We start from the raw sequence: 23,406 nt of genomic DNA, 5'->3' as shown, positions 1-23,406 counted from the left end.
GACGTTTCCTAGACAATCTGCGCCGCCTTGTGCCTGTTGGAATCGATGGCTAGTCTGCGGTCCGTCACTGCCAAATCAGTGATCGGGTTTAGTCGCCCGGATTCAGAACAGGCGCATGGTCCCATGACGCTCAATGGTGGCTGTGCGCAGGGCGCCTTCGGGCGCGCCGGGTTCCTGTTCTGACCGGTCGACTAACCTGCGTACAGCCGCCACCTTCGTTTAGTCGCGAAGAGTGCCGTCTCCTTGATCAGACAGGAGTTTCACCATGACCAAAGCCCTACCCGCCCCCCCCATCGATCCCACCAAAGACCGCGCTGCCTTCAACCGCGCCATCGACCATTACCTGCCCACCCAAGGTTTCCACGCCGTCAACGAAGACCTGAGCTTCGAAGACGCCCTGCTCTACACCGCCAGTCTGCTGGACAGCGCTTCGGCGACGGCGCTGGATTGCGGGGAGCTGCTGGAGAAACCGGAGCGGGCGAAGATCCTCGCGGTGTGGCATTTGCTGGAAATCGCCAAAACCACGGTTGACCGCTCCATCGAATGCCTCAGGCCCACGAAGACCACTGCCTGACCACGCACAAAAAATGTGGGAGGGAGCTTGCTCCCGATAGCGGTGGTTCAGGCACTCATGCAGTGACTGCCACTCCGCCATCGGGGGCAAGCCCCCTGCCACATGGGTTTCTCTGTGTTCCTTAGGCTGTCATTTGGAGACGGGCATCGCAAACTCCGCACCTTGCTCAATGCTCTCCGACCAACGCTGCATGATCGACTTCTGCTTGGTGTAGAAGCGCACGCCCTCGGTGCCGTAGGCATGCATATCGCCGAACAGGCTTTTCTTCCAGCCGCCAAAGCCGTGCCAGGCCATCGGCACCGGGATCGGTACGTTGATGCCGACCATGCCCACTTCGATACGCCGTGCGAATTCGCGGGCGATGTTGCCGTCGCGGGTGAAGCAGCTGACGCCGTTGCCGAATTCGTGGTCGTTGACCAGTTTCACCGCTTCGGCAAAATCATTCACGCGCACGCAGGCCAGCACCGGGCCGAAGATTTCTTCGCGGTAGATACTCATCTCTTGAGTCACATGGTCGAACAAGGTCGCGCCGAGCCAGAAGCCGTTTTCCAGGCCGGGTTCGGTCGGCACGTAATCGCGGCCGTCGAGCAGCAGTTGCGCGCCGGCCTGGACGCCTTGTTCGATATAGCCGCTGATGCGCTCCAGTGCGGTGCGCGAGACGATCGGGCCCATTTCGGCCTTGAGGTCGCGGCCATCGGTGATGCGCAGCTGCTTGGCCCGCTCGGTCAGGGCGGCGATGACTTTGTCACCCACATCGCCCACCAGCACCGCCACGGAGATGGCCATGCAGCGTTCGCCGGCACTGCCATAGGCGGCGCCCATCAGCGCGTCGACGGTGCGTTCGATGTCGGCGTCGGGCATCACCACCATGTGGTTTTTCGCGCCGCCCAGGCCTTGCACGCGCTTGCCGTGGCGCGCGCCGGTTTCGTAGATGTATTGGGCGATCGGCGTGGAGCCGACAAAGCTCACGGCCTTGACGTCCGGGTGTTCGATCAGCGCGTCCACCGCTTCCTTGTCGCCCTGCACCACGTTGAACACGCCGCTGGGCAAACCGGCTTCACGCAAAAGCTCAGCCATGAACAGCGCGGCGCTCGGGTCGGTCGGGCTGGGCTTGAGGATGAAGGTGTTGCCCGCCGCGATGGCGATCGGGTACATCCACATCGGCACCATCACCGGGAAGTTGAACGGCGTGACGCCAGCGACCACGCCCAGGGGCTGGCGCATCGTCCAGTTGTCCATGCCTCGCGAGACCTGGTCGGAGTGTTCGCCCTTGAGCAGGTTGGGAATGCCGCAGGCGAATTCGAGGATGTCGATGCCACGGTCGACTTCGCCCTGGGCATCGGTAAACACCTTGCCGTGTTCGGCGACGATGATGCGCGCCAGGTCGTCCTTGCGTGCGCGCAGCAGGTGCAGGTATTCGAACAATACGCGGGCGCGGCGGATCGGCGGGGTATCGGCCCAACTGGCGAAGGCGGCTTGGGCAGCGGCGACGGCTTCGCCGACGGTCTGGCGGCTGGCCAGGGCGACGCGCCCGGTCACGGCGCCGGTGGCCGGGTTGTAGACGTCCTGATAGCGATCATCGCGGCTCACGCGCTGGTCGTTGATGTAGTGCTCGATGGTGCTGGTCATGGCAGTAGGTCCCAGGTGGGTAGCGTTGGGACACACGATAGGCTTTCGATTTGTTCCGAACCAGAGCAGAATCCAGAACTGATTGTCCTTATAGGCGAACAATAATCTCATGGAAAAGTCTGAGATCGAAGGGCTGTGGACCCACATTCACTGGCTCTCGGTGCTGGAAGAACACGGCACCTACACCGCCGCCGCGGCGCGCCTGGGGGTGAGCAAGTCGGCGGTCAGCCAGCGCATCAGCGACCTGGAAAAAGCCACCGGCACGCGCCTGGTCACCCGCACCACCCGTAGCGTGCGCCTGACCGACGCCGGGCAGTCACTGACGCGGGACGTGCGCAGCGCCTACGAACAGATCGCCCGCAGTTTTTCTTCGGTGCGCGACGCCGCCGGGGAAATCCGCGGCCTGGTGCGCTTGACCGCGCCGGTCGCGTTCGCCCGGCAGCAACTGGTGCCGCACCTGTCGGCCTTCCTGCAACTGTACCCGCAGGTGCGGGTCCAGCTGGAGGTGTCGGATGCCTTGAGTTCACTGGCCGCCGAAGGCTACGACCTGGCGGTGCGCCACGGTTTTCAGGTGCCGGAAACCCACGTCGCATGGAAGCTGTGCGACACCACCTCGGTGCTGGTCGCCACCCGCGACTACCTGCAACGCCACGGCGAACCGCGCAGCCCCGGCGAGCTCAGCGCGCATAACTGCCTCTACTACCCGCGCGGCACCGAGCAGCCCGCCTGGACCTTCGAGCGCGGCGGCAAAACCCTCGAACGGGTCACCGTGCCGATCGCCGGAAGCTTCTCGACCAACAACAGCGAAGCCTTGCGCGACTCGGCGCTCAATCACCTGGGCATCGCCCTGCTCCCGGATTTCAGCGCCCATGCGGCGCTGGCCGGCGGCACGCTGGTGCAGGTGCTCAAGGGCTGGACGCTCAAGGGCGCGTTTGCCGATGAGATTTACTTGATACGGCCCTACTCGCCCCATGTACCCAAGTCCGTGAGTGCATTGGTGGGTTATCTGAAGGAAAAACTCTCCGGAGGCTTTCGTGTCACGGGTTGACCGCTTCATCGCTGAGCCGCTGCCGGCTGGCGCGTTTGGGTGGGCGGCAGGTAGGCGGATCGCTCGATCACATCCGTGCGTACCGCCGAAGGTTGCCCCGCCGGGTTACGCGCAAAGCTGCACAGGGTGACGGGCAGTTGCGAGAGCGGGTAACTCGTTCCGCCCGTGGCGAGGATGTAGCGGACGTCGTCATTGTCACGGCAGGCAGCTTCCGCCGAGGTGTCCACATAGAAGTAATGGTGGCTGAAGGCGGTTTGCGGGTCGTCCCAGTTGACGCTGTAGTTCAGGCCGATGCGCGGGACCGGCGCCGGGTCGGTCAAGAACACCGAGTGGGTGAACGCATTGTGCAGCAAGGCCGGCGTCAACGGCTCGCCGGGAGTTTGAACGCCGATGATGCACAGCACATACGCCCCCAGCGCCGGGCCGATGGCCTGATTGATGTAGCCCTGGGTTGACGCAATGGCACGTTGATAGCCATTGGGCAGCCTGCATTCATTGACGTTGCGCACAGCCTTGAAGCGATAGAACGGGTCTTGGATCGAGAACCTGATGTTCCAGGTGGGCTGCACACTCTGCCCGAATTCGCCCAGTTGCATATGCACATAGGGGTTGAGCTTCCAGGGTTCCTCAAGGTGGATATCGACGGCTTTGAGCTGGCAAGCAGGCGTCTCGTTCGAGAATTGGCCCTCGACAAAACAACGGTGCAGGTCGTTGGCGGGATAGCTGTAGTTGAACTTGGCCGCTTCACACGCCGAGACGTTCTGGCAGTTGTTGAGGATGTCTTTTTTAATGACCGCCGCGACTTTGCTGACAATGCCGGTGACTTCATTGGTATGCCGGTCCAGCATCGGGCTGCCGGAACTGCCGTACTGCAGGTCATTGCAGCGGTTTTTCAGGGCGCCGGGAAACACCCCGGGATGCTCGACAAAGCTGTTGGTCGCGGTTTCCTTGCAGGCACTCATACGCAAGCCCTTCTGGCGAAACCCGCTCGGCGAACCGACATTCACGACCTCACGTTCCCCGGTACTTTGATGGGTGGCGAGCTTGAGCGGCATGATGCCGTCGGTGATCAGCCCGGCAAGTGAGGTATCCAGTTCGAGCACTGCCAGATCAGTGCCGACCATGCTGGTCCAGTGCGCCGTTTTAATGCGAAACGTGCGCTGTTGCGCCGGCGTGTCGTGGAAATAATTGAACGTGATGCTCGCCTCGATGGCTTGGTTGACATGGGCCGTGCCGAAGCTGAAGTACACGCAATGCCCACTGGTCAAGACATACGCCGGGCCGACGGCCTTGCTCTGGCGGTTGCGGGTGTCCAGCAGCACCGCGTTGCAGGTTTGGCCGATCGCATTTTTCAACAAACCGATACCGGACCACAGCGCGTAACGCTGGTCGTGGTTCTGCAGCGCCAGGGAGGCGCTGTCATCGTTCAGTCCCTCGGCCAGGTCTCTGGCGTGGGTGTGGCCGGTAAGGCAAGGCAACAGCAGTAACACGAGGGGGAAGATGCAGCGGGTCAGCATGGTCGAACGTCCGGGTGGCAACAGGGGTGGTGCCGAAACGTACTTGAGGCGTGGCGAACAGGTGACCTACATAGATGTGGGGGCTGCCGGCTTGAGCGCATTTTTTTCGCCGGGATATTGCTCGCAACGACTAAAAGTCCATAATGGACAAATTAGTTTACAGCGGAGTTCCCCATGTCCAGCACGCCCCATGTCATCCAGCAGGCCCAAGCGCGCGAGTTACTCGCTCAGATCGACGTGCCCCAGATCCTGCACAAGCTGTTCCGCGACCTCGCCGCCGGGCTGGCGGTGCAACCGGCGCAACAGTTAGTGGCGTTTCCGAAGGGCGCCGGCGACTTCATCAACTACCTGGGCGTGCTGGCCGAGGACGGCGTGTACGGGGTCAAGACTTCGCCGTACATCGTAGGGGAGCAAGGGCCATTGGTGACGGCCTGGACGCTGTTGATGTCGATGCACAGCGGCCAACCGTTGCTGCTGTGCGATGCCCATGAACTGACCACCGCACGCACCGCCGCCACCACGGCCCTCGCGGTGGACGCCCTGGCGCCATTGGCCGCCCGGCGCCTGGCGATCATCGGCAGCGGCAAGGTCGCCCAGGCGCACTTGCGCTACGTGCAAAACCTGCGGGACTGGCAGCACATCAGCCTGTTTTCACCGAGCCTGGCCAGCGCCAGCCCCGCCACCCTCGCGCAGCTCACCGGCCTCGACCCACGCCTGAGCATCGCCGACAGCTGCGCGGCGGCCGTGGCGGATGCCGACGTGATCATGCTGTGTACCTCGTCGGCCGGCCCGGTGCTCGACCCGGCGCACCTGAGCAAACCGGCGCTGATCACTTCGATCAGCACCAATGCGCCCCGCGCCCATGAAGTGCCGCCCCACAGCCTTAACGCGATGCAGGTATTCTGCGACTATCGCCAGACCACTCCGGACGCGGCCGGCGAAATGCTGATCGCCAGCGAACAGCACGGCTGGGACAAACGCGCGGTGATGGGCGACCTGCCCGAGCTACTCAGTGACATGGCGCAGCGCCCGGACTACCAGTGCCCGGTGTTTTTCCGGTCCATCGGGCTGGGTCTGGAAGACATTGCGCTGGCTAACGCGCTGTACCAGCTGCAGCGCTAACCCCACCTTCAGGAGATGTTCATGAGCCACGCAGACTTCATCATCATCGGCGGCGGGATTGCCGGCGCGTCCACGGGTTTCTGGCTGTCGCCCCACGGCAAGGTACTGGTGCTGGAGCGTGAGGCCCACCCCGGCTATCACTCGACCGGGCGTTCGGCCGCGCTCTACAGCGCCGCCTACGGCACCCCGCAAGTGCGCGCACTGACCCTGGCCAGCCGGGCGTTTTTCGACAACCCGCCCGCCGGTTTCTGCGAACACCCGCTGCTCACGCCCCGGGGCGAGATGACTGTGGACTTCAGCGGCGACCCGGCCGAACTGGACAAGCAATACCTCAGCGCCAAGGCCACCGTGTCGCAGGTCGAACGACTGAGTGCTGACGAAGCCTGTGCACGCTTGCCGATCCTGCGGCGTGACAAAGTCCACGGGGCGATCTACGACCCGACCGCCAGCGACATCGACACCGACGCCCTGCACCAAGGCTACCTGCGCGGCATCCGCCGCAACCACGGCGAAGTGCGGACCGACAGCCACGTGCTGGGCCTGAGCCGCACTGCCGACGGCCTGTGGCACGTACAAACCCAGCATGAAACCTGCACCGCGCCGATCATCATCAACGCTGCCGGCGCGTGGGCCGACCATATCGGCGGGCTGGCCGGCGCCGCGTCCGTCGGCCTGCAACCCAAGCGTCGTTCGGCGTTCATCTTCGCCGGCCCCGAAGGCGTGGACAGCCACGCCTGGCCGATGCTGGTGGCCCTCGACGAAGCGTTCTACATGAAACCCGATGCCGGCATGTTCCTCGGTTCACCGGCCAACGCCGACCCGGTGGAACCCCAGGACATCCAGCCCGAAGAACTGGACATCGCCATGGGGATCCACCAGATCGAAGAAGCCACCACCCTGACCATCCGCCGCCCGACCCGCACCTGGGCCGGCCTGCGCAGTTTTGTCCACGACGGTGATTTGCTGTCCGGCTTCGATCCGCGGGTGGCCGGGCTGTTCTGGGTGGCGGCACAGGGCGGGTACGGCATCCAGACCTCGCCCGCGATGGGCCAGGCCAGCGCGGCCTTGGTGCGCGGCGCGGCGCTACCGGAGCCACTGACGCGGTTCGGCCTGGACGCTGGTATGCTCTCCCCTGAACGCCTGGAGCCGCATTGATGAACACCGCTGAACAAGACAAGGTCCTGCAGAACTTCCGTGCGATCGCCGATGCGATCGCCACGTTGTTCTTCCCCCACGCCGAAGTGGTGCTGCACGACCTGCGCACGCAAAAGGTCGACTACATCGCCAACAACCTGTCGAAACGGGCCATCGGTGACGATTCGGCGCTGGAAGACATGCTGAGCGACGACATCCGCGAAGTGAATATCGGCCCCTACGAAAAGCTCAACTGGGACGGCCAGAAAATCCGCAGCCTGAGCACCGTGCTGCGCGACCACAAGGGTCGCCCGCTGGCCGTGCTGTGCATCAACCTGAATATCTCGCTGTTCGAAAACGCCAAGGCGGCGCTGGACCTGTTTCTGTCACCCAGCAAGCTGATCCCGCAACCGGACTCACTGTTTCGCGATGACTGGCAGGAACGGATCAACACCTTCTTGCACGCCTGGCTGCGCGAACGCCAGTTGAGCCTGAACCTGCTGACCCGCGACCACAAGCGCGAGCTGGTGCTGGCGCTGCACGCCGAAGGCGCGTTCAAGGGCAAGAGCGCCTCGAACTACGTGGCCAATGTGTTGGGCATGGGGCGGGCAACGGTCTACAAGCACTTGAAGGAACTGAAGGGCTGAAGCCGGCAGCCGCGATCGAATGTGAGAGCGGGCTTGCCAGGGCTCGACAGCTCTCACACTGACCTACAGCGTTTTCAAGTGCGTATTCAGCATCAGTCGCCGTAGATATCGGACTTGAAGTACTGCGCGGAAATCTTCTGGTACTCGCCATTGGCACGGATGCCGTCGATGGCCGCATTCAACTCACTGACCAACGCGCTATTGCCCTTGCGCACCGCAATGCCGGCGCCCTCGCCCACGTATTTCGGGTCTTTGAGTTCCGGCCCGACAAACGCATAACCCTGGCCTCGCGGCAGCGACAGGAAGTCACTCAGGGGGATGGTGTCGGCAAAGATCGCATCCAGGCGCCCCGCCGCCAGGTCCATGTAGATTTCTTCGTTATTGCTGTAGCGCTTGACGTTGATGCCCTTGGGTTCGAACACCTCGGTGGCATACCGATCGGTAGTCGTGGCCCGCTGCACGCCGACGGTCTTGCCTTTGAGGCTGGCGTACTGGTCGTCCACCACCGCGCCGTCCTTCATCACCAGGCGCGATGAGGTGAAGTAATACTTGTGGGTGAAATCCACCGACTTCTTGCGGTCTTCGTTGATGGTCATGGACGACAAGGCTATGTCGATTTTCTTCACTTTCAGCGAAGGAATCAGCCCATCGAACTCGCCTTCGACCCACACACACTTGACTTTCATCTGCGCGCACAAAGCGTTGCCGATGTCATAGTCGAACCCGACGATTGTGCCTTCCTGGGTCTTCGATGCGAACGGCGGGTAAGCCGCCTCGATGCCGATGCGCAGGGTTTTCTCGGCGGCCAGGGCGTGGCCGCAAGCGAACAGGCTCAGGGCCAGGGCGGTGATGAGGGAGCGTTTCTTCATGGTCGTGGTCTCGCAAGTTATTGTCGATTTGGCAAGATTGAAGAAAAAGTCAGGCAGGTTTTTTGTACTTATAAATCCATAATGGACTTTAGCGTATTTTCCGTCAATCGCTTCCAGGCAATCCACGCACGGGGCTCAGGTGCAGGGGGAATCGGCTTCGGCGTGAGCGGATGGCGGGATCAGCGAAGCCAGGTATTCGCCAAACCCGCCCTGGCACTTGTAGTCCCGACGCGCGCTGGTAATCACCGGAATGGTGGCCGTCCAGGCGATCCGCGCGCCGGTCCGTTCAAGGTCGGCCACCAGGCGGACGTCTTCATCGGCGGCCAGGTGCTGAAACCCACCGGCGGTGCGATAGGCCTCGGCACTCAACCCAAGGTTTGCCCCATGGATGTGGCGATGGTTTTCGATGAATCGGTAGCGCTCCAGGTATTGCGCACGCACCCGTTCGCCGTGCTCGTTCCAGCTGTCGACCTCGACGGTGCCGCACACCGCGTCAGCGCCAAACCCGAGCTGGCGCACCAGCCAATCCTGGGGAACCCGCGTGTCTGCATCCGTGAAGGCAAGCCACTGCACGCCGCGCTTGAGCAACGTCTCGGCGCCGACGGCTCTGGCCTTGCCCACATTCTGAAAACGCACGTCGAGTGTCGCCGCACCGTGGGCCGCCGCCAACGTGTCGGTGCGGTCGGAACAGTCATCCAGAACCACGAGTATCTCAACCGGGCGGCCGTCAAGCGCGGGATGTTCACTGGCGAGCCGCACAGAAGCGAGGCACTCGCTGATCTGCCGCTCTTCATTATGGGCGGGTATCACGACTCCTATCATTGGCGTTGCCTCAACTGGCGAAGTATGTCCAGCTATCGACATAGCGCTGAGGCAGAAGGTTTAAACAATCTTGTGCCGCCGCCTGACCACGCGCATCGTTGCCGCCGTGCCTCCCCAAAAAATTCGCACGAATGGCTTGCCTTCGCCTCATAGAGTGGTGACGCTTAGGTATTTGGGTAACCGTCAAAGGGCAAGGCGCATGCATCGAGTCACCACGAGCCGTTTTTTCACCGGGCTGTTCGCCCTGCTGATGCTGTGCGCTACGTTGCCCAGCCTCGCGCAGGCTGCGCCTTCGCCGATCAGCGACCCGCGCAGTGTGCCGCTGCTGGCTGAAGACGCCAGTGTGCAAGACCTCAACGACCAACTCGACCTGATCCGCCAGAAAGTCACAGGCAGCGCCAACGACGACCTGCTCTCGACCTTGCGCCAGGCCGCCTTGCAGGTGCAAAAACAGGCCGACACCCTGGCCGCCAAACAAATCCTCGATCTTGAACACCTGGATGACCAGCTCAACGTGCTTGGCCCGGTACAGGTCAATGAGCCTCCCAGCCTGACCCAACAACGCAGCGCATTGACCCGGCAGAAGAACACCCTGCTCAACGAGCAGCGCCAGGCCAGCAGCCTGAGCCAATCCGCCAGCGACATGGCCGCGCAGATCTTCAGCCTGCGCCGCAGCCTCTTCGACTCACAGATCAGCACCCGCTCGGCGAGCCCGATCAGCGTGGTGTTCTGGTCCAACATCATCCGCCCGACCGACGACGATCTCAGCCGTTTACGCGGCCTGTACGCCGATGTACGCAGCGTGACGGACACCGCCGTGGCGCCGGGAAACCGCTGGTTTTTCGTGAGCATGCTGTTCAGTGCGCTGTTGGTCTGGGTGACGGGACGACGGGCGTTGGAGCACACGCTGGTCCGCCTGACGGTGCGCTGGATCCCCGAAGGCCGCCTGCGTCGCAGTGCCCTGGCGCTGGCGGTGGGGCTGGCCACCGTGCTGACCATCAGCCTGGCCGCCACGCTGCTGCGCTGGGGCGTGCTACGCGACACCGTGCCCAGCGCCGACATGCTCACGCTGCTCGATCAATTGCAGACCCTGGTGGTGTTCTGCGCCTTCATTGTCGGCCTCGGTCGCGCCCTGTTGATGCGCGCGCATCCGTCCTGGCGCCTGCCCCAGATCCCCGACCAGATCGCCGTCGCCCTGGGTCCCTTCCCCGTGCTGATGGGCCTGGCCTTGATGCTGATCGGCACCCAGGAACGCATCAACAGCGTCATCGCCAGCAGCCTGGCACTGACCGCGGCGGTGAACGGCCTGACCGCGCTGGCCATCGCGCTGGTGTTCTTCTTCGGCCTGCTGCGTTACCGCCGCACCCGCCGCCGATACGCGCTTGAACGCATGAGCGGCATCGCCGGGCTGATTCCGTTTGTCGCCGGGACCTGGATCGGGATCGCCCTGCTGGCGCTGTTGAGCGGCTACCTGACCCTGGCTTACTTCCTCACCGTCAAACTGCTGTGGATGAGCGTGGTCGCGGCGACGGCTTATCTGCTGATCGCCTGCTTCGGCGACCTCTGCGAGACCCTGCTCTCGCCGAAACAGCCTGGCGGCCTGGCGCTCGGCTCGGCCCTGGGCCTGTCCGAACGCCACCAGGCACAGGCCAGCACGATACTCGCGGGCGTGGGCCGCACCCTGCTGATGTTCACCGCGGTGCTGTTGGCGTTCCTGCCCTCCGGCTCCAGCCCGGGCGAGCTGCTGGCGGGGCTGACGCAACTCGACCTGGGCAGCAAGCCGCTGGGCAACCTGAACATCGCGCCCGGCGATATTCTGCTGGCCCTTGTCCTGCTCGCGATCGGCCTGTTCGGCGTGCGCGTGCTCAAGAACTGGCTCGGCGAACGGCTGCTGCCGGAAACCAACATGGACGCCGGCATGCGCGCCTCGCTGGTGACCCTGGTGGGTTACATCGGCTTCGTGCTGGTCGCGGTGGTGGTGATGTCCACGCTGAATATCAGCCTGACCAACTTGACCTGGGTGGTCAGTGCGCTGTCGGTGGGCATCGGTTTCGGCCTGCAGGCGATCGTGCAGAACTTCATCTCCGGCCTGATCCTGCTCACCGAACGCCCGGTCAAAGTCGGCGATTGGGTCAGCCTCGCGGGCGTCGAAGGCGATATCCGCCGCATCAACGTGCGCGCCACGGAAATCCAGATGTCCGATCGCTCAACGGTGATCGTGCCCAACTCGCAGTTCATCACCCAGAACGTGCGCAACGTGACCATGGGCAATGCGCTGGGCGTGGTCGGCATCACCCTGACCCTGCCGCTGGAAACCGATGTGCTGCAGATCCGCGAACTGCTGTTGACGGCATTCACCGAACACGAAGACGTGCTGGACACGCCGGCGCCGTCGGTGACGTTCAAGGACCTGACCGCCAACGGATTGGTCATCGGCGTCAGCGGTTACGTCAACAGCCCGCGCTCGGTGGGAACAGCCCGCAGCGACCTGCTGTTCACCGTCCTCGGGCGCCTGCGCGAACTCGGCGTGGCGCTGTCATCGCCGCAGAGTATGGTGCTGATCAATGAGGCGGCGGAAAAAGCCTCGCCGGCCGATTAGAGCGCCACACAACCAAGCATCAGCACTCCGCCAATTGCGTTCTGATTTTTTCCACCACGCCCTGCATGGCCGGCAGATAGCGGCGGGCGGCTTCCTCAACTGACATCGCCTTGGCGATGTAGACCAGATTCAGGCAGCCCATCACCCGCTCCTCGTGCCTGATCGGAATCGCAATCGCAGCGATTTTACGCTCAAGGCCCCAGTGGGAATTGTTTTCGCCGTAGCCCTTGCCGAGGGTGTGCTCGACCAACCGATCGACAAAGCCGCGATCCGCCGCCAGCGCCGACTGTTCATCGTCGCGGCTGATCAACAACTCGATCAGCTCTTCGCGCTCGGCCGGCGGGCAGAACGCGAAGTACGCGCGCCCGATGGCGGTCATGAGCAAGGGTAAACGCCGGCCGACCATGGAGCGGTGAAACGACAGGCGACTGAAGCGATGCGTGGTCTCGCGTATCACCATGGCGTCGCCGTCCAGCGTACACAGGTCGGTGGGCCAGACCACTTGTTGCAGCAACTCGCCGAGCAGCGGTGCGGCAATCGACGAAATCCATTGCTCGTCGCGAAATCCCTCGCTCAGTTCACGGACTTTCAGCGTCAGGCGATAGCTGTCATCCGACTCGCTGCGGCGCACATAACCCTCGGCCTGCAAGGTCTCCAGCAGCCGGCGAACCGTGGTCCGGTGCAGCCCGCTTTGCTCGGCCAACTGCGCCGTGCTGGCCCCGCCGTCGAAACGATTCAAGCCATTGATCAGGGCCAAACCCCGCATCAACCCACGAACGGTTTTGTATTCTGTTTCGCTCATGGACGCTCCATTATCGTTTCAAATCAACGCTGTGCACCTAGTGCACACTAGCAGGGGTTTTCGTTGTCCACCAGCCTCGTGATTTCCATACTGCGCCCCACAAGAAATCCAAAAACGCTGTACGGAGATACCCATGAGTCTTGCACCCGCTCCTTCCACATTGGAGCTGACCGCCGACGTTGCCATCGTCGGCGCCGGCCCTGTCGGCTTGATGATCGCCAATTACCTGGGGCAACGTGGCGTAAACGTCACCTTGGTGGAAAAGCTCGACACCCTGATCGACTACCCCCGCGCCATCGGCCTGGACGATGAAAGCCTGCGCACGTTCCAGGCCGTCGGTCTGGCGGACAAGGTGCTGCCGCATACCACGCCCTGGCACGCCATGCGTTTCCTGACGCCCAAGGGTCGCTGCTTTGCCGATATCCAACCGAAAACCGACGAGTTCGGCTGGTCCCGCCGCAACGCGTTCATTCAACCTTTGGCCGACCGCGTGCTGTTCGACGGCCTGCAGCGCTTCAGCAACGTCAAGGTGCTGTTCAGTCGCGAGCTAGACAGCTTTGAACAAAGCGACAGCGCGGTGGTGCTCAACCTCAAGGATCAGCATGGCCGCAGCGAACGCCTGAATGCCCGTTACCTGATCGGTTGCGACGGTGGCAACAGCCTGGTGCGGCGCAGCCTGGACATCAGTTTCGAAGGCAAGACCGCGCCCAATCAGTGGATCGTGGTCGACATCGCCAACGACCCGCTGGCCACGCCCCATGTCTATCTGTGCTGCGACCCGGTGCGTCCTTACGTGTCCGCCGCCCTGCCCCACGGCGTGCGTCGTTTCGAGTTCATGGTGATGCCCGGCGAAACCGAGACCGAGCTGAGCAAGCCCGAGAACCTGCGCAAGCTGCTGAGCAAAGTCTTGCCCAACCCCGACCGCATCGAGCTGATCCGCAGCCGCGTCTATACCCATAACGCGCGTCTGGCCGGGCGGTTCCGCCAGGGCCGGGTACTGCTGGCCGGCGATGCCGCGCACATCATGCCGGTATGGCAAGGCCAGGGTTACAACAGCGGCATGCGCGATGCCTTGAACCTGGCGTGGAAACTCGCGCTGGTGATCAAGGGCCTGGCCGCCGACAGCCTGCTCGACAGCTACGAACAGGAACGCCGCGACCACGCCAAGGCGATGATCAACCTCTCCGTACTCGCCGGCCACGTATTGGCGCCGCCGAAACGCTGGCAAGGCACCCTGCGCGATGGGGTGTCGTGGCTGCTCAACTACCTGCCGCCGGTCAAGCGTTACTTCGTCGAAATGCGCTTCAAACCGATGCCGCAATACACCCGGGGCGCGTTGATCGTGCCGACTGCAAAAGGCTCGCCGGTGGGCAAGATGTTCATTCAGCCAAAGGTCTTGACCGACGCCGGCACCACCGTGCTGCTGGACGAAGTGATTGGCGACAACTTTGCGATCATCGCCTGGGGCTGCGATCCGACCTGGGGCCTGTCGGCCACGCAAATCGCCCATTGGAAAGCCCTGGGCACGCGCTTCATCCAAGTGTTGCCGGACGTCCAGCTGCGAGTCCCGAGCGATGCCGGCCAAGATGTGATCCGCGTGGGTGACAGCAGCGGGCGCTTGAAAGAATGGTTCGCGCTCGGCACCTCGTCCATCGCCCTGGTGCGTCCGGACCGCTTCCTCGCCGGCCTGGCCATCCCGCAAACCGTCGGCCAGGCCTGCAATGACCTGGCCCGGGCGCTCAAAGCCGTGCCACCGACCTCGGCGAACGCTGTTGTCAGCAAGGTCGCGTGACATGAGCGCCTTTGTGCATTGTTTGTCTCATACGCCGTTGGTGGGCTACGTCGATCCGGCGCCGCAGGTATTGGCTGAAGTCGACGGCGTGATCGACGCCGCGCGCGAGCGCATCGCCCGCTTCGACCCGCAGCTGGTGGTGCTGTTCGCTCCCGACCATTACAACGGCTTTTTCTACGACGTGATGCCGGCCTTTTGCATCGGCATGGCGGCCCACGCGATTGGCGATTTCGACACCGCCGCCGGCCCGCTCGACGTGCCCAAAGCGCTGGCCGAATCCTGCGCCCAGGCGGTGCTGGATGCCGGTGTCGATGCCGCGGTGTCGTATCGCATGCAGGTCGACCATGGGTTCGCGCAACCGTTGGAACTGTTGCTCGGCGGCTTGCAGCGCTGCCCGGTGATTCCGGTGTTTATCAACTCGGTGGCGGTGCCGCTGCCGAGTTTCAAACGCGCCCGACTGTTGGGTGAAGCGATCGGCCAATGGGCCAAAGCGCTGGATAAACGTGTGCTGTTCCTGGCCTCCGGTGGCTTGTCCCATCAGCCACCGGTACCGGAACTGGCCAAGGTCGACGCACGCATGGCTGACCGTCTGATGGGCAGCGGGCGTCAGCTCCCCGCCGATGAACGACAGGCCCGCCAGAACCGGGTGATTCAAGCCGCCCGCGCTTTCGTCGAAGACCCGAACAGCCTGCACCCGCTGAACCCGGCCTGGGATCAGCAGTTTCTCGACAGCCTCGAACAGGGCCGCATGCGCGACCTCGACAGCTTGGGCAATGACGCGTTGTCGGCGCTGGCCGGCAAGTCGACCCATGAAGTCAAAACCTGGGTCGCCGCCTTCGCGGCCCTGAGTGCCTTCGGCCCGTATCAGACCGAAGGCCGCTACTACCGCCCGATTACCGAGTGGATCGCAGGTTTCGGTGCGCTTGGCGCACAGCCGCTGCCCCCTCACCCATGAATTCAAGGAACACTGCCATGACTGCCACTGCTTTCAGTGAAGCCTCCACCAGCCGCTTTGCCCGTATCAAGGAAGGCGACCTGGACCTGCAACTGCACTACAACGACCTTGGCGAAGGCGCCGACACCGTGGTCATGCTGCACGGCTCCGGGCCGGGCGCGAGCGGCTGGGCCAACTTCAATCGCAATATCGAGCCGCTGGTGAATGCCGGTTTTCGCGTGATCCTGATGGATTGCCCCGGCTGGAGCAAAAGCGACACGATCGTCAGCGAAGGCTCGCGCTCGAACCTCAATGCCCAAGCGCTCAAGGGCCTGCTCGATGTGCTGGGGCTGGAGCGCGTGCACATCATCGGCAATTCGATGGGGGCCCACAGCACCGTCGCCTTCGCCCTGGAATACCCTGAGCGGATCGGCAAGCTGATCCTGATGGGCGGCGGCACCGGCGGCCCGAGTGCCTTCGTGCCGCAGCCCACCGAAGGCATCAAGCTGATCGGCGCGCTGTACCGCGACCCGACCATCGAGAACCTGAAGAAGATGATGAATGTCTTCGTTTTCGACGCCAGCGGCCTCACCGACGAACTATTCCAGACCCGCCTGGACAACATCCTGTCGCGCCGCGATCACCTGGACAACTTCGTCAAGAGCAGCACGCTCAACCCCAAGCAATTTCCGGATTTCAGCCACCGCCTGCACGAAATCAGCGCCGACACCCTGCTCGTCTGGGGCCGCGAGGACCGCTTCGTGCCGATGGACACCGGCTTGCGCCTGCTGGCCGGCCTGCCCCGGGCGCAGTTGCACGTGTTCAACCGTTGCGGCCACTGGGCGCAGTGGGAACACGCCGAGAAGTTCAACCGCATGGTCCTGGACTTCCTGACCCACTGATCATCGAGGCTGACATGACGCTGACTCAAGACACCCTGCAACAACTCGCCGCCGACCTGCGCCAGGCCGAAGACCACGGCGAAGCCATCGGGCCGCTGCGCGAGCGGATCGGTGCAGACAACGCCGCCGCCGCGTATGCCATCCAGCGCCTCAACGTCGACCACGGCGTGGCCAACGGGCGCCGCGTAGTCGGGCGCAAGATCGGCCTGACCAACCCCAAGGTCCAGGCCCAGCTGGGCGTGGACCAGCCGGACTTCGGCACCCTGTTTGCCGACATGTGCTACGGCGACAACGCCACCGTGCCGAGCGGCCGCGTACTGCAACCGAAGATCGAGGCTGAAATCGCGCTGATCCTCGAACGCGACCTGCCCCGCGCCGACACCACATTCGCCGACGTGATGGCGGCCACCGGCTGGGTCGTGCCGGCCCTGGAAATCGTCGGCAGTCGCATCCAGGGCTGGAACATCCGCTTCGTCGATACCGTGGCTGACAACGCGTCCAGCGGCTGCTTCATACTCGGTGGCCCGGCTCGACGTCTCGATGGGCTCGACCTGCGCCAGGCCAGCATGCGGATGACCCGCAACGCCGAAGAAGTGTCCAGCGGCAGTGGCGCCGAATGCCTTGGTCACCCGCTCAATGCGGCGGTCTGGCTGGCCTGCGCCATGGCGCGCCTGGGCGATCCGCTGCGCGCCGGCGACATCATTCTCACCGGCGCGCTGGGGCCGATGGTGGCGGTCGCTGCCGGTGATCGGTTCGAGGCCGAGATCGACGGCATCGGCCGGGTCGGCGTGAACTTCTCGGTAGACAGTCGCGCCGAGTAATCGGCGACTTGCGTGCATATGAGGCAATAACAATGAATAAACTCAAAGTCGCCATCATCGGTTCCGGCAACATCGGCACCGACCTGATGATCAAGATCCTGCGCAACGCCAAACACCTGGAAATGGCGGTCATGGTCGGCATCGACCCGGCCTCCGACGGCCTCGCCCGCGCCCAGCGCATGGGCGTGGCTACCACCCACGAAGGCGTCGAAGGCCTGACCCGCATGGACGTGTTCCAGCACATCGATTTCGTCTTCGATGCCACCTCGGCCGGCGCGCATGTGCAGAACGATGCGTTCCTGCGCAGGATCAAGCCCGGCATCCGCCTGATCGACCTGACGCCGGCAGCCATCGGCCCGTACTGCGTGCCGGTGGTGAACCTGGAGCAGAACCTCGATCAGCTCAACGTCAACATGGTCACCTGCGGCGGCCAGGCGACCATTCCGATGGTCGCCGCGGTGTCGCGCGTGGCCAAGGTGCATTACGCCGAGATCGTCGCCTCGATCGCGAGTAAATCCGCCGGGCCCGGCACCCGCGCCAACATCGACGAATTCACCGAAACCACGTCCAAGGCCATCGAAGTCATCGGCGGTGCGGCCAAGGGCAAGGCGATCATCGTGATGAACCCGGCCGAGCCGCCGTTGATCATGCGCGACACGGTGTTTGTGCTGTCCGAAGCGGCGGATCAGGCGCTGGTCGAAGCCTCCATCGTCGAGATGGCGGCGGCCGTGCAGGCCTATGTGCCGGGCTATCGCCTCAAGCAAAACGTGCAGTTCGACGTGATCCCGGCAGACGCGCCGCTGAACATCCCCGGCCTGGGCAAATTCTCCGGCCTGAAAACCTCGGTGTTCCTCGAAGTCGAAGGCGCCGCCCATTACCTGCCGGCCTACGCTGGCAACCTCGACATCATGACCTCCGCAGCCTTGGCTACCGCCGAGCGCATGGCGCAGTCGATGCAACAGGCCTGAGGAGAGCGACATGAACGGTAAGAAAATCTACATCTCCGACGTGACCCTGCGCGACGGCAGCCATGCGGTGCGTCATCAGTATTCGCTGCAGAACGTGCAGGACATCGCCCGTGCCCTGGACAAAGCGAAAGTCGACTCGATCGAAGTCGCCCACGGCGACGGCCTGCAAGGTTCGAGCTTCAACTACGGCTTCGCCGCGCACACCGACCTGGAATGGATCGAAGCCGCCGCCGATGTGATCAGCCACGCCAAGATCACCACGCTGTTGCTGCCCGGCATCGGCACCGTGCATGACCTCAAGGCGGCCTACAACGCTGGTGCCCGCGTGGTGCGGATCGCCACCCATTGCACCGAGGCCGACGTCTCCAGACAGCACATCGAATACGCCCGCGAACTGGGCATGGACACCGTCGGCTTCCTGATGATGAGCCACATGATCCCGGCCGAGCAGCTCGCCGCCCAGGCCAAGCTGATGGAAAGCTACGGCGCCACCTGCGTGTACATGGCCGACTCCGGCGGCGCGATGAACATGCAGGACATCCGTGATCGCTTCCGTGCGTTCAAGGCCGTGCTCAAGCCGGACACCGAAACCGGCATGCACGCCCACCACAACCTCTCGCTCGGCGTGGCCAACTCGATCACTGCGGTCGAGGAAGGCTGCGACCGCATCGACGCCAGCCTTGCCGGCATGGGCGCCGGGGCCGGCAACGCGCCGCTGGAAGTGTTCATCGCCGCCGCCGAACGCCTGGGCTGGAACCACGGCACCGACCTCTACACCTTGATGGACGCAGCGGACGACATCGTGCGGCCGTTGCAGGATCGGCCGGTGCGGGTCGACCGCGAATCCCTGGCGCTGGGGTATGCCGGGGTCTATTCGAGCTTCCTGCGCCATGCCGAAATCGCTGCGGCCAAGTACGGTTTGAAGACCGTGGACATCCTCGTCGAGCTGGGCAAACGCCGCATGGTCGGTGGTCAGGAAGACATGATCGTCGACGTCGCGCTGGACCTGCTCAAACGCTGAACCGTGCATCCCCCCGTCCGGTCGCCCACGCAGCGGCCGGACGGTTTTGCTGTGCCCATTACAACAATAAAACGGGTATTTCCCATGACATCGCTAAACGTGCTGACACCGTTGTACATGGCGCGGACCATTGGTCTGTGCTTCCTCGTCGCCCTGATGGAAGGCCTCGACCTGCAAGCCTCGGGCATCGCCGCCCAAGGCATGGCGGCAGCGTTCCAACTGGACAAACTACACATGGGCTGGGTCTTCAGCGCCGGCATTTTCGGCCTGCTGCCCGGAGCGTTTCTCGGCGGTTTGCTGGCTGATCGCATTGGCCGCAAACGGGTGTTGATGGCCTCGGTGGCCCTATTCGGATTGTTCTCGCTGGTCACGACCATGGCCTGGGACTTCAACAGCCTGCTGGTTGCGCGCTGCCTCACAGGCGTCGGCCTGGGCGCGGCACTGCCTAACCTGATCGCGCTGACCAGTGAAGTGGCTGGCCCGCGCCTGCGTGGCAGCGCCGTGAGCCTGATGTATTGCGGCGTGCCCCTGGGCGCGGCGCTGGCGGCCAGCATTGGCATCGCGCAACTGGCCGGCGGCTGGCAAGTGGTGTTCTACGTCGGCGGTATCGTGCCGTTGCTGATCGTGCCGCTGTTGGGGGTTTATCTGCCGGAATCCGCGGCGTTTCGCAGCGTGCGCGACGCCGCGCCGATCAGTGTGGCCAGCGGGCTGTTCCGCGGGGGCGCGGCATGGCCGACCGTGATGATCTGGGTCAGCTACTTCTTTACGCTCATGGTGGTTTACATCCTGATCAACTGGCTGCCGAGCCTGTTGGTCGGCCAAGGCTTCAGCGGTTCTCAGGCCAGCTGGGTGATGCTCGCGCTGCAATTTGGCGCGGCGGCCGGCACGTTGTTGCTGGGCTGGGTCATGGATCGCCTGCCGGCCTGGGCGTTGTCGGCGCTGATTTACCTCGGCATCCTCGCGGCACTGACTGCGCTGGGCATGGCCACCCAATGGCACAGCATGCTGGCGGCCGGCTTCGTCGCCGGGTTCTTCGCCACGGGCGGGCAATGTGTGCTGTATGCCTTGGCCCCGCATTTCTATCGTCCGTCAATTCGCGCCACGGGCGTCGGCAGCGCCGTCGCCATTGGCCGGTTGGGTGCGATGAGCGGCCCGTTGGTGGCCGGCAAGATGCTCGCACTGGGCACGGGCACCACGGGCGTGATGATGGCCTCGGCACCCGGCATTGTCATCGCCGCGCTGGCGATGTTTTACCTGTCGCTGCGCCGCAACCGCTGCCCGGCTGACTGAGCGCCAATCCGTACTCGCCTTCCGCGCCACGATGGCGCGGGGCTTACCCCTACAACAATAAAAGTGAACACTGCCATGCTCAGGAACTTCTTTCGGGGCGTCAGCGCCTGCACCTGCGTTTTTTTCGTAGACCAGGCCTGCGCCGCCGGTTTTGTCGACGACAGCCAGGCCGATCTGGTGATACGCAACTATTACTTCGATCGCAATTACGTGAACGCCACGCCGCAGGCGGCTGCCCGCGAATGGGCGCAGGGCTTCATTCTCAACATGCGCTCGGGCTATACCGAAGGGCCTGTCGGCTTCGGCCTGGACGCCCAGGGTTTGCTGGGCGCACGTCTGGACTCCTCGCCCGCACGCACGGGCACCGGCCTGCTACCGTACAACCACCAGACCCGTGAACCGGCCAGCGAATATTCGGAGCTGGGCCTGACCGCCAAGGCCCGGGCCTCGAAGAGCGAGTTGCAACTGGGGACCATCAGCACGTTTCTGCCAATCGCCTTCGCCAGCCCTACCCGCCTGCTGCCGCAGACCTTCCGCGGCACGTACCTCAAGTCCCAGGAAATCGACAACCTGACCCTGCACGTCGGCTGGCTCGACCGCATCAACCTGCGCGACTCCACCCACTACCAGAAAATGTCGGTAGCCTCGCCCAACGGCCGCTTCAATGGCGCCGCCGAATCCGACCGTTTTACCTTCCTCGGCGGCGACTATGCCTGGTCGCCGCAACTGACGCTCAAGTACTACCACGCCGAACTGGCTGACCTTTATCGCAAGGATTTCTACGGTTTCGTCGACAATCGCCCGATGGGCCCCGGCCGCCTGAAAAGCGACGTGCGCCTGTTCGTCACCGGTGAAAACGGTGCCGCCAAGGCCGGCCCCGTGGACAATCGCAACGCCGCCCTGATGCTGACGTACAGCCTGGGCGCGCACAAATTCGGCGCCGGCTACATGCAACTGACCGGCAAGACCGCCATGCCTTACCTGTTCGGCACCGAGCCGTTGGTCATCACCGAAGGCACGCTGAGCTCGGAGTTCCTCAACCCCAAGGAGCGCAGTTGGCAGGTGCGCTATGACTACAACTTTGCCGCGCTGGGCTTGCCCGGGCTCAATGGCATGCTGCGTTACGTCAGCGGCGACAACATTGAGTTACCCAAACTGGGCGGCAGCAACCTGAAGGAAAGCGAAAAAGATATCGAACTGAACTATGTGCTTCAGAGCACACCCCTTAAAGGCCTGAATCTGCGCGTGCGCAACGCATGGTACCGTAATGATTTCGCCGCCCAGGCCAGCCATCGGGACGACAATGAGCTACGGGTGAATGTCGATTACACCTGGAAGCTATGGTGAATGACCGCCCAGTGATTCACCTGGGCTGGGCGGATCGTTCAAATGTGGCCGTCGCATAGGCCTTCTGGAGCAACACAAACCCGGCCTCGGGCCGGGTTACCCCGCGTCGCGGCCAGGTGCTCATCGGGGCGCCCCAACCTGTTCCTTTCTAATAGCCAAACACTGACTTTGTTTCCAGGTACTCCTCAAACCCGAACACCCCCCATTCCCGCCCGTTTCCGGACTGTTTGTAGCCGCCAAAAGGCGCGTCCTGGTCGGCCTTGCAACCATTGAGATGGACCATGCCGGTACGCAACTGTCGAGCGATAGCCCTGGCGCGTTCGCGGTCCGACGAGGTGACGTACCCCGACAGCCCGTACACGCTGTCGTTGGCGATCCGCACCGCCTGCTCCTCGCTGTCATACGGAATGATCGCCAGGACCGGGCCGAACACTTCTTCGCGAGCGATGCTCATGTGCGGCTCGACATCGGCAAAAATCGTCGGTTTGACGTAGAACCCTGTCGTCACGCCGTCTGGGCGCCCTGTTCCACCGGCCACCAGCAACGCGCCTTCGCACAGCGCCTGCTCGATCAACTGCTGGACCCGATTGAACTGCATGACGTTGGCCACCGGCCCGATGGCCGTGGCAGGCCGGCTATCATCGAAACACACCTGGGCCGCCACCTCGCAGGCGATTGCGACCGCCTGGGCATGCAACGCCCGCGGCACCAGCATGCGGGTCGGTGCATTGCACGACTGGCCGCTGTTGCGCATGCAACCCAACACCCCATGGCGCACCGCGCTGGGCAGATCGGCATCGTCGAGCAGGATATTGGCCGACTTGCCGCCCAGTTCCTGGGCGACTCGCTTGACCGTATCCGCCGCCGCCTTGGCCACCGCGATACCCGCCCGCGTCGAGCCGGTGAACGAGATCATGTCGATATCGGCATGCTGCGACAGCGCCGTGCCGACACCCGGACCGTCGCCATTGACCACGTTGAACACCCCCTGGGGCACGCCGGCCTCGTGCAGAATCTCGGCAAAAATCAGCGCCGACAGCGGCGCGCGCTCACTGGGCTTGAGCACCACCGTGCAGCCGACGGCCAGCGCCGGGGCGACTTTGCAGGTGAGCTGGTTGAGCGGCCAATTCCAGGGGGTGATCAGGCCACACACGCCAATCGGCTCACGCATCACCCGCGAGCTTCCCAGCATTGTTTCGAACGGGTAGCGCTTCAACACCTCCAGGGCCCGCACCAGATGGCCCAGCCCCGCCGGCACATGGGCCGTTCTGGCGAGTGACAGCGGCGCGCCCATTTCCTGATGCACCGCAAGAGCCAACGCCTCACTGCGCCGCTGATAGCCGTCGATGATCCTCTCGAGCAGTTCGATACGCTGCTCGGGCGTGGTCGCGGAGAAACTCGCGAATGCCGCTTTGGCCGCCGCCACCGCACGGTTCACGTCGCGTTCGTTGCCCAGGATGATCCGCGCAACCACCTGCTCGCTGGACGGATCGATCACGGCTTCGATCACCTGGCTATCGGGCCTGACCCAGGCCCCGTCGATGTAAAAATCCAATAGATCCGTCATA

The 23,406-nt window shown here is 63.6% G+C and carries 20 protein-coding genes; 14 read left to right on the top strand and 6 right to left on the bottom strand.

Annotated features, from left to right (window positions below; all coding sequences use genetic code 11):
• Positions 1-265: 265 nt before the first annotated feature.
• Complete coding sequence (locus tag JN756_RS12520) at positions 266-574, top strand: DUF6124 family protein (protein ID WP_250690877.1); 309 nt, start codon at positions 266-268, stop codon at positions 572-574.
• Between the two features lie 129 nt (positions 575-703).
• On the opposite strand, the gene JN756_RS12515 is transcribed toward JN756_RS12520, so the two are convergent.
• Positions 704-2,203, bottom strand: a complete 1,500-nt coding sequence (locus JN756_RS12515) for a CoA-acylating methylmalonate-semialdehyde dehydrogenase (RefSeq protein ID WP_046484042.1) — start codon at positions 2,201-2,203, stop codon at positions 704-706.
• Between the two features lie 109 nt (positions 2,204-2,312).
• Here JN756_RS12515 and JN756_RS12510 point away from each other — a divergent pair, with 109 nt between their 5' ends.
• Positions 2,313-3,251, top strand: a complete 939-nt coding sequence (locus tag JN756_RS12510) for a LysR family transcriptional regulator (RefSeq protein ID WP_079443515.1) — start codon at positions 2,313-2,315, stop codon at positions 3,249-3,251.
• Positions 3,252-3,256: 5 nt separating this feature from the next.
• Here the strand turns inward: JN756_RS12510 and JN756_RS12505 are convergent, their stop codons facing one another.
• Positions 3,257-4,768: a trypsin-like serine peptidase gene (locus JN756_RS12505; protein ID WP_201022135.1), complete on the bottom strand. Its 1,512-nt coding sequence runs from the start codon at positions 4,766-4,768 to the stop codon at positions 3,257-3,259.
• A gap of 174 nt (positions 4,769-4,942) precedes the next feature.
• Between JN756_RS12505 and JN756_RS12500 the strand changes: the two genes are divergently transcribed.
• Genes JN756_RS12500 through JN756_RS12490 form a run of 3 tightly spaced genes read left to right on the top strand, consistent with a single transcriptional unit; the run spans position 4,943 to position 7,671 of the window.
• Positions 4,943-5,890: an ornithine cyclodeaminase family protein gene (locus JN756_RS12500; protein ID WP_128191994.1), complete on the top strand. Its 948-nt coding sequence runs from the start codon at positions 4,943-4,945 to the stop codon at positions 5,888-5,890.
• 21 nt (positions 5,891-5,911) lie between these two features.
• Positions 5,912-7,045: an NAD(P)/FAD-dependent oxidoreductase gene (locus tag JN756_RS12495; RefSeq protein ID WP_057005924.1), complete on the top strand. Its 1,134-nt coding sequence runs from the start codon at positions 5,912-5,914 to the stop codon at positions 7,043-7,045.
• Positions 7,045-7,671, top strand: a complete 627-nt coding sequence (locus JN756_RS12490; protein ID WP_017847913.1) for a helix-turn-helix transcriptional regulator — start codon at positions 7,045-7,047, stop codon at positions 7,669-7,671. The genes JN756_RS12495 and JN756_RS12490 overlap by 1 nt, the downstream gene beginning before the upstream one ends.
• A gap of 92 nt (positions 7,672-7,763) precedes the next feature.
• Here the strand turns inward: JN756_RS12490 and aotJ are convergent, their stop codons facing one another.
• Both aotJ and JN756_RS12480 read right to left on the bottom strand, forming a co-directional pair.
• Positions 7,764-8,540 carry an L-arginine-binding protein AotJ gene (gene aotJ / locus JN756_RS12485; protein WP_201022134.1) on the bottom strand — a complete coding sequence of 259 codons (777 nt, stop codon included), beginning with the start codon at positions 8,538-8,540 and terminating at the stop codon, positions 7,764-7,766.
• Between the two features lie 135 nt (positions 8,541-8,675).
• Positions 8,676-9,362 (bottom strand): glycosyltransferase family 2 protein, encoded by a 687-nt coding sequence (locus JN756_RS12480; RefSeq protein WP_108525590.1) that lies wholly within the window; start codon positions 9,360-9,362, stop codon positions 8,676-8,678.
• Between the two features lie 199 nt (positions 9,363-9,561).
• Here JN756_RS12480 and JN756_RS12475 point away from each other — a divergent pair, with 199 nt between their 5' ends.
• Positions 9,562-11,961 carry a DUF3772 domain-containing protein gene (locus tag JN756_RS12475; RefSeq protein ID WP_201022133.1) on the top strand — a complete coding sequence of 800 codons (2,400 nt, stop codon included), beginning with the start codon at positions 9,562-9,564 and terminating at the stop codon, positions 11,959-11,961.
• 19 nt (positions 11,962-11,980) lie between these two features.
• On the opposite strand, the gene JN756_RS12470 is transcribed toward JN756_RS12475, so the two are convergent.
• Entirely contained in the window at positions 11,981-12,763 is a 783-nt protein-coding gene (locus tag JN756_RS12470) for a DNA-binding transcriptional regulator (protein WP_017847917.1), read from the bottom strand.
• A gap of 133 nt (positions 12,764-12,896) precedes the next feature.
• Between JN756_RS12470 and JN756_RS12465 the strand changes: the two genes are divergently transcribed.
• The 8 genes from JN756_RS12465 (at position 12,897) to JN756_RS12430 (ending at position 21,838) form a co-directional block, all read left to right on the top strand.
• A complete protein-coding gene (locus JN756_RS12465; RefSeq protein ID WP_250690876.1) occupies positions 12,897-14,555 on the top strand; it encodes a bifunctional 3-(3-hydroxy-phenyl)propionate/3-hydroxycinnamic acid hydroxylase in 1,659 nt (552 codons plus the stop codon).
• A gap of 1 nt (position 14,556) precedes the next feature.
• Complete coding sequence (mhpB, locus tag JN756_RS12460) at positions 14,557-15,510, top strand: 3-carboxyethylcatechol 2,3-dioxygenase (RefSeq protein ID WP_201022132.1); 954 nt, start codon at positions 14,557-14,559, stop codon at positions 15,508-15,510.
• Positions 15,511-15,527: 17 nt separating this feature from the next.
• Positions 15,528-16,391 (top strand): alpha/beta fold hydrolase, encoded by an 864-nt coding sequence (locus JN756_RS12455; protein WP_017847920.1) that lies wholly within the window; start codon positions 15,528-15,530, stop codon positions 16,389-16,391.
• A gap of 14 nt (positions 16,392-16,405) precedes the next feature.
• Positions 16,406-17,212, top strand: a complete 807-nt coding sequence (gene mhpD, locus JN756_RS12450) for a 2-keto-4-pentenoate hydratase (protein ID WP_201022131.1) — start codon at positions 16,406-16,408, stop codon at positions 17,210-17,212.
• Positions 17,213-17,244: 32 nt separating this feature from the next.
• Complete coding sequence (locus JN756_RS12445) at positions 17,245-18,180, top strand: acetaldehyde dehydrogenase (acetylating) (protein ID WP_250690875.1); 936 nt, start codon at positions 17,245-17,247, stop codon at positions 18,178-18,180.
• 10 nt (positions 18,181-18,190) lie between these two features.
• Positions 18,191-19,201: a 4-hydroxy-2-oxovalerate aldolase gene (dmpG, locus tag JN756_RS12440; protein ID WP_250690874.1), complete on the top strand. Its 1,011-nt coding sequence runs from the start codon at positions 18,191-18,193 to the stop codon at positions 19,199-19,201.
• An 84-nt stretch (positions 19,202-19,285) separates the two neighbouring features.
• Positions 19,286-20,491, top strand: a complete 1,206-nt coding sequence (mhpT, locus tag JN756_RS12435) for a 3-(3-hydroxy-phenyl)propionate transporter MhpT (RefSeq protein ID WP_201022128.1) — start codon at positions 19,286-19,288, stop codon at positions 20,489-20,491.
• Positions 20,492-20,566: 75 nt separating this feature from the next.
• Positions 20,567-21,838, top strand: a complete 1,272-nt coding sequence (locus JN756_RS12430; RefSeq protein WP_046383946.1) for an OprD family porin — start codon at positions 20,567-20,569, stop codon at positions 21,836-21,838.
• A gap of 148 nt (positions 21,839-21,986) precedes the next feature.
• Here the strand turns inward: JN756_RS12430 and JN756_RS12425 are convergent, their stop codons facing one another.
• Positions 21,987-23,405 (bottom strand): aldehyde dehydrogenase family protein, encoded by a 1,419-nt coding sequence (locus JN756_RS12425; protein WP_057005588.1) that lies wholly within the window; start codon positions 23,403-23,405, stop codon positions 21,987-21,989.
• Position 23,406: the final 1 nt, after the last annotated feature.

This window comes from Pseudomonas sp. Y39-6 (assembly GCF_023651955.1).
Lineage (GTDB): Bacteria > Pseudomonadota > Gammaproteobacteria > Pseudomonadales > Pseudomonadaceae > Aquipseudomonas > Aquipseudomonas veronii.
The sequence above is the reverse complement of the archived record's forward strand: the minus strand, read 5'-3'. Positions and strand labels throughout refer to the sequence as shown.

What these genes read in the sequence shown, in the direction of transcription:
- JN756_RS12480 (WP_108525590.1), bottom strand. Translation starts at nt 9,362, where the DNA reads ATGATAGGAGTCGTGATACCCGCCCATAATGAAGAGCGGCAGATCAGC.
- JN756_RS12465 (WP_250690876.1), top strand. Translation starts at nt 12,897, where the DNA reads ATGAGTCTTGCACCCGCTCCTTCCACATTGGAGCTGACCGCCGACGTT.
- dmpG (WP_250690874.1), top strand. Translation starts at nt 18,191, where the DNA reads ATGAACGGTAAGAAAATCTACATCTCCGACGTGACCCTGCGCGACGGC.
- JN756_RS12495 (WP_057005924.1), top strand. Translation starts at nt 5,912, where the DNA reads ATGAGCCACGCAGACTTCATCATCATCGGCGGCGGGATTGCCGGCGCG.
- JN756_RS12470 (WP_017847917.1), bottom strand. Translation starts at nt 12,763, where the DNA reads ATGAGCGAAACAGAATACAAAACCGTTCGTGGGTTGATGCGGGGTTTG.
- JN756_RS12475 (WP_201022133.1), top strand. Translation starts at nt 9,562, where the DNA reads ATGCATCGAGTCACCACGAGCCGTTTTTTCACCGGGCTGTTCGCCCTG.
- JN756_RS12425 (WP_057005588.1), bottom strand. Translation starts at nt 23,405, where the DNA reads ATGACGGATCTATTGGATTTTTACATCGACGGGGCCTGGGTCAGGCCC.
- JN756_RS12490 (WP_017847913.1), top strand. Translation starts at nt 7,045, where the DNA reads ATGAACACCGCTGAACAAGACAAGGTCCTGCAGAACTTCCGTGCGATC.
- JN756_RS12505 (WP_201022135.1), bottom strand. Translation starts at nt 4,768, where the DNA reads ATGCTGACCCGCTGCATCTTCCCCCTCGTGTTACTGCTGTTGCCTTGC.
- JN756_RS12430 (WP_046383946.1), top strand. Translation starts at nt 20,567, where the DNA reads ATGCTCAGGAACTTCTTTCGGGGCGTCAGCGCCTGCACCTGCGTTTTT.
- mhpT (WP_201022128.1), top strand. Translation starts at nt 19,286, where the DNA reads ATGACATCGCTAAACGTGCTGACACCGTTGTACATGGCGCGGACCATT.
- mhpB (WP_201022132.1), top strand. Translation starts at nt 14,557, where the DNA reads ATGAGCGCCTTTGTGCATTGTTTGTCTCATACGCCGTTGGTGGGCTAC.
- JN756_RS12445 (WP_250690875.1), top strand. Translation starts at nt 17,245, where the DNA reads ATGAATAAACTCAAAGTCGCCATCATCGGTTCCGGCAACATCGGCACC.
- JN756_RS12520 (WP_250690877.1), top strand. Translation starts at nt 266, where the DNA reads ATGACCAAAGCCCTACCCGCCCCCCCCATCGATCCCACCAAAGACCGC.
- JN756_RS12455 (WP_017847920.1), top strand. Translation starts at nt 15,528, where the DNA reads ATGACTGCCACTGCTTTCAGTGAAGCCTCCACCAGCCGCTTTGCCCGT.
- aotJ (WP_201022134.1), bottom strand. Translation starts at nt 8,540, where the DNA reads ATGAAGAAACGCTCCCTCATCACCGCCCTGGCCCTGAGCCTGTTCGCT.
- JN756_RS12500 (WP_128191994.1), top strand. Translation starts at nt 4,943, where the DNA reads ATGTCCAGCACGCCCCATGTCATCCAGCAGGCCCAAGCGCGCGAGTTA.
- JN756_RS12510 (WP_079443515.1), top strand. Translation starts at nt 2,313, where the DNA reads ATGGAAAAGTCTGAGATCGAAGGGCTGTGGACCCACATTCACTGGCTC.
- mhpD (WP_201022131.1), top strand. Translation starts at nt 16,406, where the DNA reads ATGACGCTGACTCAAGACACCCTGCAACAACTCGCCGCCGACCTGCGC.
- JN756_RS12515 (WP_046484042.1), bottom strand. Translation starts at nt 2,203, where the DNA reads ATGACCAGCACCATCGAGCACTACATCAACGACCAGCGCGTGAGCCGC.